This window comes from Streptomyces sp. NPDC043427, assembly GCF_056436655.1.
In genome coordinates, this window is record NZ_JBWKCC010000003.1 from 61310 (window position 1) to 71195 (window position 9886).

A 9886-nucleotide genomic window follows, 5' to 3' on the forward strand; every position below is an offset into this window, starting at 1 on the left:
GTCACTCCGTTCGCGGCGTGGAGCGATGCGCCGTCCGAGCTGTCCGGACGCCGGACGGCACAGGTGCACCCTTCGTGTACCCGGCGCCCCGCCTTCGACACGGCCCGCGCGGTCGGGTGGCCGGGCGTGGTCAGCCCCGTACGCTGCCCGCCGTCAGCCCGCCGACGATGAAGCGCTGGAACAGGGCGAAGACACACACGACCGGCAGGCTGATGAGCGTGGCGGTGGCCATCAGGGCTCCCCACGCGGTGCCGTGCTGTCCGACGAAGGCGTTGAGCACGACGGTGACGGGCCGGACGTCGGAGTCCCCGGCGAGGGTGAGGCCGAAGAGGAACTCGCCCCAGGCGAGCAGGAAGGACAGTCCGGCCGCCGCGATCACGCCGGGCACCATGATCGGCAGTACGACCCTCAGCAGTACGCCGGTCAGCCCGCAGCCGTCGACGAGGGCGGCCTCCTCCAGCTCGGGCGATACCGCGCGCAGCACCGGCCGCAGCACGATCACCGTGAACGGCAGGGTGAGGGTGGTGTCGGCGGCGATCAGGCCGAGGTAGCTGTCATCGAGACCGGCTCGGCGTTCGAGGATGAACAGGGGCGCGGCGAGCACGATGGCGGGCGGCAGTTGGGCGACGAGGAGGGCGAGCACCATGGTGCCCGAGCCGCGCATCCGCACCCGGGCGAGCGCGTAGCCGAGCGGGAGACCGAGGAGCAGGGTGAGGGCCACGGCCCCGCCTGCGATCACGAAACTGTTCAGCAGGGCCCGGGCGAGTCCTTCGTACGACAGGGCGGTGTCGTAGTTCTCGGTGGTGACCGGGGTGGGGATCCACTGGGGCGACGGGGCGAGGATCCGCTCGGGTCGGGTGAGGCTGGTCTTGGCCATCCAGTACACCGGCAGCAGGAACACGGCGGTGATCAGCGTCGCGGCCGCGGTGAGCGCCCAGGGCCGGCGCGGTGGTCTCACGCGACGCCTCCTTCCGCTTCCTCCCGCCGCAGCCGTCGTACGTAGAAGACGCCCGTGAGCAGGGGTACGACGAGCAGCAGCAGGCCGGCGGCGGCTCCCCGGCCGAACCGGAAGAACGTGAAGAAGACCTCGTAGACGTAGAGGGAGAGCAAGCGGGTGGCGTCGACGGGGCCGCCGCCCGTCATCACGAAGACGATGTCGAAGACCTTGAAGGTGTAGATCAGGCCGAGCAGCAGCACGGTCACCGAGACCGGCCGCATCAGGGGGAGGGTGATCCTGAGGAAGCGCTGCCGGGCGTTCGCGCCGTCGATGGCCGCGGCTTCATGGAGTTCCGGGTCGATGGTGTGCAGTCCGACGAGCAGCAGGAGCATGTTGAACGGCACGCCGACCCAGACGTTGGCGAGGACGACCCCGGCCAGGGACGTGGAGGGGTCGGTGAGCCAGTCGTGGGTCAGGCCGCCCAGGCCGACCGCTGCGAGCAGGGCGTTGTAGGCGCCGGACTCCGCGTCCAGCAGCCAGCGGAAGAGGGTGCCGCTGACCACCGGGGGCAGCAGCCAGGCCATCAGCAGCAGCGACCTCAGCAGGCCGTTCAGCGGGAAGGGCCGGGCGAACAGCAGGGCCAGGGCGAAGCCCAGGGTGAACTGGAGGACCAGCGAGGCGAGGGTGAACAGCAGGGACAGGCGTACGGAGTGCCAGAAACCGGGGTCGGAGACGACGGCGCGGTAGTTGGCCAGGCCGTTGAACGGCTCGGGTCCCCCGAGGAGGCTGCCCAGTTCGACGTCGTGGAGGGATGTCCACACGTTGTAGAACAGCGGGTACGCCAGGAAGAGGGCGAGGAAGAGCATGCCGGGCAGGCAGAACAGATACCCCTCGCGGCGGATGCGGGCGGAGGGAGCAGGCTGCCGCACTTCTCTCCCCCTGCCCCGCGCCGGTCTCCCGCCGTGCCGCGCTGCTCTCCCCGCGCGCCTCACCGCTCTCCCAGTGCCTTGTCGATCTTCGTGGCCGCGGTCCTCGCCGCGGCGGAGGGGGACGTGGCACCGGTGAGGACGGCCTGCTCGGCCTCGGCGACGGCCTGGGAGGCGTCGGCGTAGTGCGGGCCGTACTGGCGGGGGCGGGCGAAGGGCAGCTGGCTGAGGAAGAGCCGCAGGGCCGGGTCGGACGCCCAGGTGCCCTCGTCAGCGAGGTCCTTGCGGGCGGGGAGGTTGCCGAACGACACCAGGTACGGCACGAGCGCCGACGGTCGCTGGGTGTACTCCAGGACCTCCCAGGCCTTGTCGACGTGGTCGCTCGACGCCATGATCACCCAGTTCTCCCCGCCCAGACAGGTGGCGGCCTCCTTGTCGCGGGGCAGGGCGACGACCTCCCAGTCGAACGTCGCCTTCTTGAGGGTGGGGATCTGCCAGGGGCCGTTGATCTGGAGGGCGGCGCGCTGGTCGAGGAAGCGGGTGTTGACGTCCTGCTGGGTCCAGCCCACGCACTGCTCGGAGAGCGAGCCCTTGGCGATGAGGTCGTCGAGGAAGGAGAGGGCGGTCGCGCCGTCGGTGGCGAAGGTGTCGAGGTCGCCGCCCGCCTGCCACAGGAAGGGCAGGAACTGGAAGACGCCCTCCTCGGTCTTGATCGCGCTGAGCGCCAGGCCGAACCGGTCTCCGCTGGTCAGTCGCTCGGCGGCGGAGGCCAGCTCGTCCCAGGTCGTGGGGGGACCGACCTTCGCGGACTCGAGCATGCGGGTGTTGCAGTACAGGGCGAGACAGTTGCTGTTGTTGGGGATCCCGAGGGTCTTGCCGCCGACCTGGCAGCCTTCCCAGGGGCCTTTGTAGTACTGGTCGGCCTGCCCCCATTCCTCGACGCGGCCGGTGAGGTCGGCGAGGAGTCTGCTGCCGCCCAGGGAGTTCATGGCGACGTTGTCCACGATGGCGATGTCGGGCAGTTCGCCGGAGATCGCGCCGAGGGTGATCTGCCGGTCGAGCTCGGCGAACGGGAAGGTCCGCCGTTCGATCCGCACGTCCGGGACGTTGGCCTCGATGTCCTTGATGAGCCGGTTCATACCGGGCTGGAAGTTGTCCAGTGTGAAGTAGTCCCACCACGTGAGGGTGACCGTGTCGGTCGTGCCGGAGTCGCAGGACGCGACGGCCCCACCGAGGCCGAGGGTGGCCGCTCCCGCCCCCGCGGCACGCAGGAAACCGCGACGGTCGACCGAGTACGACATGCTCCACTCCCAGTGGTTCGGTGAGAAACGATCAGAAATCGAAGTCGAGGTCCGGGAAGTCGGGCTCGGGCTCCGAACCCGGCACGGGGCGACAGCGTCCGGTGCTGGCGCGCAGCGTGATCAGGGGTTTCAGCAGGACGTGCCGGGGAGGTGAGCCGTGTGAGGTGAGCCGCTCGACCATGAGGTCGACGGCGACCCGGCTCATCTCCTTGGCGGGTATCTCCGCCGCGGTGAGCTGCGGGTTCACCTGTTCCGCCCAGGGGCCGGCCGCCACGCCGACGACCGAGAAGTCGCGGGGCACACCCCGGCCGTGCCGGGTCAGCGCGCGGTAGACGCCCTCCAGGGACGCCTCGTTCAGGGTGACCAGGGAGGTGGTCGCCGGGTCGTCCCGCAGGATCCGCTCCACGACCTCCTCCCCGGAGGCCAGGTCGTCGCCGCAGAGGTAGGCGCGCGGAGTGAGCCTCAGCTTGGTCATGGCCTCCAGGTAGCCGTCATTGCCGAGCCGCGCGAAGCCGTACCCGCTCTCGAACAGCTCCTGCGACCGGTTGACGAAGGCGATCCTGCGATGGCCCAGGTCGGCGAGGTGCTGCACACAGCCGCTCGCCAGGCCCGTGAAGTCGAGGTCCACCCAGCCGGTCACGTCGGCCCTGGCGTTGCGGCCGATCAGGACGAAGGGGAAGCCGGCGTCGGCGAGGTACTCCACGCGGTCGTCCTCCCGGCGGATCTCCATGACGATCACTCCGTCCACCCGCCGCCCCGCCACCATCCGCCGCTCTCCCTCGGACCGCCGCTCGCCCTCAGACGGCCATGCGCCTTCCGACCGCCGCTCGCCCTCAGACCGCCATGCGCCTTCCGACCGCCGCTCGCCCTCAGACCGCCGCTCGCCGTCGCTCCCGTGGTCCCCCTGGGGCCTGCGCTCACCGTCGGTTCTCTGCTCCCCCTCGGTCATCCGCTCGCCGTCGGTCCCCTGCTCCCCCTCGCTCCTCCGCTCGCCGTCCGTTCCCTGCTCTCCGTCGGTCCCCCGCTCGCCATCCGTGCCCCGCTCAGCCACCACCTGCAGCTCACCCGCCACGCGCCCTTCCGCCTCCGTCCACCGTTCCCCCGCCACGTGCCGCTCCCCCACCATCCGTTGGAACGAGGGGGCGTACGCCGTCCTCCCCGGCGCGAGCAGCAGGTCGTAGCCGTAGTCGGTGGCGGCCTCGGCGACCCCGCCGATGAAGGCGAGCTGCATGGGGGTGTAGTCGCGGTCACGGCCCGCCGGCGGATAGAGCAGACCCAGCGTGTGGGTTGCGTCGCTCTCGCGCAGCCCACCCCGTGCCGTCTCCGCGCCCGCGTGGCTGCTCATGGCCCCCCGACCGGAAGCGGTTGTTCGGCCCAGATGGTCTTGCCGGTGGGAGTCTGCCGGGTGCCCCAGCCCTGGGTGAGCTGGGCGACCATGTGCAGCCCTCGGCCGCCTTCGTCGTAGGTGCGGGCGCGCCGCAGGTGGGGGGCGGTGCTGCTGGCGTCGGACACCTCGCAGATCAGGGTCCGGTCGCGGATGAGGCGCAGTCCGATGGGGACGGCTCCGTACCGGATGGCGTTGGTGACCAGCTCGCTGACCACCAGTTCCGTGATGAAGGCCGCCTCCTGAAGGCCCCACAGGGCGAGCTGGCGGCTGGTCTGGGCGCGGGCGTCGGCCACGACCGCGGGGTCGGACGGCAGGGCCCAGGCGGCGACCTGGTCGGCATGCAGGGCGCGGGTGCGGGCGAGGAGCAGGGCGACGTCGTCATCGGGGCTGTCGGGGAGCATCTGCTTGAGGACGGCCTCGCAGGTGACGTCCAGTGAGGGCACGGGCGAGGCGAGGGCGGCGCAGAGCCGTTCGAAGCCGCCGGAGACGTCGTGGTCGCGGGCCTCGATCAGGCCGTCGGTGTAGAGGGCGAGCAGGCTGCCTTCGGGCAGTTCCAGTTCGGTGGACTCGAAGGGCACGCCGCCGATGCCGAGGAGCGGCCCCGGGGTGAGCCGGACGATGCTGGTGCTGCCGTCGGGGAGGAGCACGGCGGGTGGGACGTGGCCGGCGCTGGCCATGGTGCAGATCCGCGAGACGGGGTCGTAGACGGCGTAAAGGCAGCTCGCGCCGATCTCGCCGGTGTCGGGCTCGTCGTGGACGATGTCACCGTCGGAGGTCAGATGGGTGACCAGCTCGTCCAGGTGGGTGAGCAGTTCGTCCGGGGGGAGGTCGACGTCGGCGAGGGTGCGTACGGCGGTGCGCAGGCGCCCCATGGCGGCGGAGGCGTGGACGCCGTGGCCGACGACGTCGCCGACGACCAGGGCGACGCGGGTGCCGGAGAGGGGGACGACGTCGAACCAGTCGCCGCCCACGCCGGCTCCGGTGCCGGCGGGCAGATAGCGGTGGGCCACCTCGACGGCCGCCTGTTTGGGGAGGGCGCGGGGCAGCAGGCTGCGCTGGAGGGCGAGCGCGGTGGTGCGTTCGCGGGTGTAGCGGCGTGCGTTGTCGACGGCGACGGCCGCCCGGCCGGCGAGTTCCTCGGCGAGGATCAGGTCGTCGTCTCCGTAGGGCCGGGAGCCGTGGGTGCGGACGAACACGGCGACGCCGAGGGTGATGCCGCGGGCGCGCAGCGGGGTGGCCATGACGGAGTGGAACCCGAACTCGCGGACGCGGGCGGAGCGCTCCGCGTGGGTGGCGACCCAGCGGGCGAAGTCGGGGTCGGCGGCGCCGCTGAGGACCGGTCGCCCGACGGCCAGGGAGCGGGCGGGGGGTGAGTAGGGCGGGTAGGTGTCGACCGCGCCGAGTTCGACGGCGGCCTCGGGGACTCCCTCGGCGGCGGACTGGTGGGCGATGCGGCGCAGCATGACGGCGGCGGCGACGGGGCCGGGGGCGGGTTCCTCGCCCTGGGTGACGGCGTCGAGCAGGTCCACGCTGGCGAAGTCGGCGAGGCGTGGCACGGCCAGGTCGGCGAGTTCCTGGGCGGTGCGCATGACGTCGAGGGTGGTGCCGATGCGGGTACCGGCCTCGTTCAGCAGCGCGAGCCGCTGCCGGGCGGCGTACTGCTCACTGCTGTCGAAGGTGGCCGTGCCGACGCCGGTCACGCGGCCGGTGGCCGGGTCGCGGACGGGCCACAGTTCGATGATCCACGCGCGTTGACGGGCGGAGGCCACGGCAGGAGCGAATCGCTCGTAGCGCATCGGCTCGCCCTGCTCGGCGACGCGGCGGACGCATTCCAGGAAGCCCTGTTCGGCGCGGATCCCGCCGAGCAGGTCCGGGTAGGAGGTGAGGCTCGCGTCGGTCGGCGGGGGCCGCTCGTCGTCCTCCGCCACCTCGTTCAGCCGCCAGGTACCGGATTCGGTGGTGTAGGTGGAGAGGGCGACGGAGGACTGGGCGAACGCCCACTCCAGCAACTGCCGGTCCTGCTCCGATTCGCCCTGGGAGGCGGTGACGACGAATCCCTGGAGGATGCCGTCGGCCCCCAGGGAGGGGTGGGCGTGGAGGGCCAGTTCGACGCGGTGGCCGTCGCGGTGCAGCAGGGCCACGGTGCCGCTCCACTCCTGGGACGCCGTGGAGGAAACTCCCGCTGCCTCCGCGGCCCCCTGGGCGAGGAGATCGACGGCTGCGCGTCCCACCACCTCCTGGGCGCGGTAGCCCAGGAGCCGCCGTGCCCCCTCGCTCCAGCCGGTGACGTCGCCCCCCAGTCCGATGATCGCCGCGGCGGCATCGGTCGACCGCCCGTGGTGGCCGGGGCGCTGATCAGCAGCGGCCATTCCTGCTCACTTCGCACCCGTGCTGTGACTCACAAGTCCCAGCGTGCCTGGAGGGGCGAAATCGGACAAGTCAGGCTCGCGCGCGGGTCCGGGCCGGGTCGCCCAGGGCCGCTGTCCATGCGGTCACTGTTCTGGGGCGCAGCACCCGCCCCTTGTGACGGCTTCGAGGCGGCAGAAGCAGGACGCCTCGATCGGTACGTCGGCCAGCGCGACGGCGATCTTCAGCTGCTGGGCCACGATCCGCGCCTCGGCCGTCCTGCCCAGCCGCACCAGGCACTCGTGGAGCCCGTGCAGGGACCACACGTTGCCGGGGTGCTGGGAGGCGCGGGGCAGGGTGTCGTCGAGGCCGAGGTCGGCACGGTAGACCGCCTCGGCCTCCGTGACGCGTCCCTGTTCCAGGAGCAGGGCGCCGTAGGCGTGCCGGGTCGGCTGCATCCATCCCCAGGGTTCGTCGTAGGGGAGTTTGTCGTCGAGGGCGACGGACCGTTCGAGGGCGGCGAAGGCGGCGCCGTGGGCGCCCTTGCGGTACGCGAGTTCGCCGTCGAGCATCGCCGAAGCGATCGCGAGGATGTCGGCGCAGGTGTTGTTGAACAGCATGCGTGTCTCCTGGACCCGGCCGACGGCCTCGCGGAAGAGCGCGCGCTCGACCTCGGCCTCGGGGACACGGCCGGTGGCGGAGAGCGCGACACCGCGGCCGTAGTGCCGCAGGGCGGTGGTCACGCTGTAGAGCTCCGGGTCTGCGGGCTGGGGCAGGTCAAGGATGTCGGCCCAGCGGCCGAAGCGGATCAGCACATGGACCCGCAGGGCGAGGAAGGCCTCCAGCCAGTCCGCCATGGGCGGGCTCTGCACCCGCAGCAGTTCCTCCGGGAGGGCCTTCTCCAGTTGGGCGGCGGTCTCCAGGGCGACCCCGCACTGGCCGAGGAACATGGCACCGTAGATCTTGAAGTGGTAATTGTGCGCTCGGTAGAGGGTGTAGAAGTTCATCGCTCCGGCCCGCGCGCGGTACTTCTCGTCGACGGCGATCGCCCGGCTGTTGTCCGCCACCACACCCCGGTAGTCGCCGCACAGCACCTCCAGGTGCGAGGGCATGTGCTGGAGGTGGCCGGCGTCGGGCACCATGTCGCGCAGCCGGTCGGCGGCGGGCAGGGCCGTCTCGGGGGTGGGCGACATCTCCATCAGGTGGATGAACAGGTGCAGGACCCCCGGGTGCCTCGCTCCCGCCTCCGTGGCCAGCGCCCGGTCGAGGGCCGCCTTGGCCTCCAGGGTGCGGGCACCGTCCGCGGGCCGGCCCGTGCGCAGGTCCCACAGTTGCCAGGGGGTGAGGTTCATCAGGGCGTCGGCGTACAGGGTGACGACGTCGAGGTCGTGGGGGGCCAGTTCGTACACGGCGCGCATGGCGTCGGCGTACGGGGTGTTCCAGACCGAGCAGTCCTCGACGGGGCGCGCCCTCGGGTAGCGGGCGCGCAGAGCGCCGATCAGGGCGCGTTCGACGGGGTTGGCGTCGGCCGACTTCCCGTGGGCGAGTTCGACGGCGGCGTGGGTGCGCTCGACGGTCCGGGCCAGGTCCTGTTCGTCGAAGAACTCCCAGGGTTTGTTGTAGTTCGGGCCGAGCGCGTAGGCGATGCCCCAGTGGGCCATGGCGCAGTCGGGGTCGGCCGCGGCGGCGGCCTCGAAGCAGGAGACGGCTTCCTCGTGGTTGAAGGCGTACGTCCAGACCAACCCGCGGTCGAACCACGTCTGTGCCTCGGGGGACGAGGTCGTCACAGGACGGCTGTGGGTGCCGAGGTCGTAGTAGTCCATGCGACTCTCCCGAAGAGGCGGCCGCCCGGGTCACCGGGGCGGGGGCCGAAAATCCCTGACGGGGCCTACCCCGCACCTCGTAGCGTGATCCCATGATCCGCTGGAGTCTCGACCGCTACCGCACCGAAATCATCACTCAGACGGACCTGCTGCGCACCGTGTTGACGGGCGCCGATCCCGCCGCGCGCGTGCCGACCTGCCCCGAGTGGAACCTCGGCCAATTGCTGCGGCACGTCGGCGGGGTGCACCGCTGGGTCGACACCATCGTCCGCACCCGCGCCACCGACGAGGTCCCCGACACCCTGGTCAACGAGGTCTTCGAGTACGGCGACGAGGACCCGGACGAACTCGACGCCTGGCTCGCCCTCGGCGCCCACCGGCTCACCGATGTCCTGGCGGAGGCCGGCCCCGACGCCCGGGTCTGGACGGTGGTGCCGGACCAGCCCCTGGTGTTCTGGGCGCGGCGCGTGCTGCACGAGACGGTCGTCCACCGCGCAGACGCCGCATGGGCCGTGGGCGCCCGCTACGAGGTCGCCGCGGCGGTGGCGCGGGACGCGCTCGACGAGTGGATGTCCTTCGGCACGGTCCCCGAGGCGTACGACACCGACGGCGCGGAGCCGTTGCTGGGCCCGGGTCGCGAGGTCGGCTTCGTGGCCACCGACGACCCGGCCGGGTCCTGGCACGTCGACCTCACCGGCGACGCCCCGCGCTGGGGTCGCGTCGACGGCAGGGCGGCGGCCGTCGCGGTGCACGGCTCCCTCACCGACCTGCTCCTCTTCGTCTACGGCCGTCCGGTCGCCGATCGGGTCGAAGTGCGCGGCGACACCGGGCTGCTGGAGCTGTGGCTGAGGCGGACGGGGTTCTGGCTGCACGAATGACACGAGTGACCCGAGTGACTTGAGCGGCCGAGTGACTTGAGTGGCCGAGCCAGTCAAGTGGCCCGAGTGACCCGAGTAGCGGCGTCAAGATGGAGGGCTCTCATCCGGAAGACGGAGGGGCTCATATCCTGGCCACGGGAGCGCTCCCATGGCACGATGGCGGGGGGGGGGGGGGGGGGGGGGGGGGGGGGGGGGGTGGTGCGGGGGGGGGAGCACAGGCGGCATAAGCCCCCTCTCCTCCCCCCCCATACGGGTATGCGACGGGTCGCAGGCGGTACGCGGAACAGC

At 71.8% G+C, this 9886-nt stretch carries 7 protein-coding genes; 1 reads left to right on the top strand and 6 read right to left on the bottom strand.

Annotated features, from left to right (window positions below; all coding sequences use genetic code 11):
• Positions 1 to 130: 130 nt before the first annotated feature.
• The 6 genes from AC067M_RS07575 to AC067M_RS07600 all read right to left on the bottom strand — a co-directional run bounded on the left by AC067M_RS07575 (position 131) and on the right by AC067M_RS07600 (position 8720).
• Positions 131 to 958, bottom strand: coding sequence for a carbohydrate ABC transporter permease (locus AC067M_RS07575; RefSeq protein ID WP_478696059.1), 828 nt, complete (start codon positions 956 to 958; stop codon positions 131 to 133).
• A complete protein-coding gene (locus AC067M_RS07580; RefSeq protein ID WP_478696060.1) occupies positions 955 to 1866 on the bottom strand; it encodes a carbohydrate ABC transporter permease in 912 nt (303 codons plus the stop codon). Before AC067M_RS07580 ends, AC067M_RS07575 begins: the two co-directional genes overlap by 4 nt.
• 59 nt (positions 1867 to 1925) lie before the next feature.
• Complete coding sequence (locus tag AC067M_RS07585) at positions 1926 to 3164, bottom strand: sugar ABC transporter substrate-binding protein (protein ID WP_478696061.1); 1239 nt, start codon at positions 3162 to 3164, stop codon at positions 1926 to 1928.
• Between the two features lie 31 nt (positions 3165 to 3195).
• Positions 3196 to 4509, bottom strand: coding sequence for a LacI family DNA-binding transcriptional regulator (locus AC067M_RS07590; RefSeq protein WP_478696062.1), 1314 nt, complete (start codon positions 4507 to 4509; stop codon positions 3196 to 3198).
• Positions 4506 to 6920: an ATP-binding SpoIIE family protein phosphatase gene (locus tag AC067M_RS07595; RefSeq protein ID WP_478696063.1), complete on the bottom strand. Its 2415-nt coding sequence runs from the start codon at positions 6918 to 6920 to the stop codon at positions 4506 to 4508. The genes AC067M_RS07590 and AC067M_RS07595 overlap by 4 nt, the downstream gene beginning before the upstream one ends.
• Positions 6921 to 7043: 123 nt before the next feature.
• Entirely contained in the window at positions 7044 to 8720 is a 1677-nt protein-coding gene (locus AC067M_RS07600; RefSeq protein WP_478696064.1) for a hypothetical protein, read from the bottom strand.
• A gap of 92 nt (positions 8721 to 8812) precedes the next feature.
• On the opposite strand from AC067M_RS07600, the gene AC067M_RS07605 reads away from it, so the two are divergent.
• Positions 8813 to 9598: a maleylpyruvate isomerase family mycothiol-dependent enzyme gene (locus AC067M_RS07605; protein WP_478696065.1), complete on the top strand. Its 786-nt coding sequence runs from the start codon at positions 8813 to 8815 to the stop codon at positions 9596 to 9598.
• Positions 9599 to 9886 lie beyond the last annotated feature (288 nt).

Coding starts and splice junctions, on each gene's coding strand:
- AC067M_RS07595 (WP_478696063.1), bottom strand. CDS start 6,920: ATGGCCGCTGCTGATCAGCGCCCCGGCCACCACGGGCGGTCGACCGAT.
- AC067M_RS07600 (WP_478696064.1), bottom strand. CDS start 8,720: ATGGACTACTACGACCTCGGCACCCACAGCCGTCCTGTGACGACCTCG.
- AC067M_RS07590 (WP_478696062.1), bottom strand. CDS start 4,509: ATGAGCAGCCACGCGGGCGCGGAGACGGCACGGGGTGGGCTGCGCGAG.
- AC067M_RS07585 (WP_478696061.1), bottom strand. CDS start 3,164: ATGTCGTACTCGGTCGACCGTCGCGGTTTCCTGCGTGCCGCGGGGGCG.
- AC067M_RS07605 (WP_478696065.1), top strand. CDS start 8,813: ATGATCCGCTGGAGTCTCGACCGCTACCGCACCGAAATCATCACTCAG.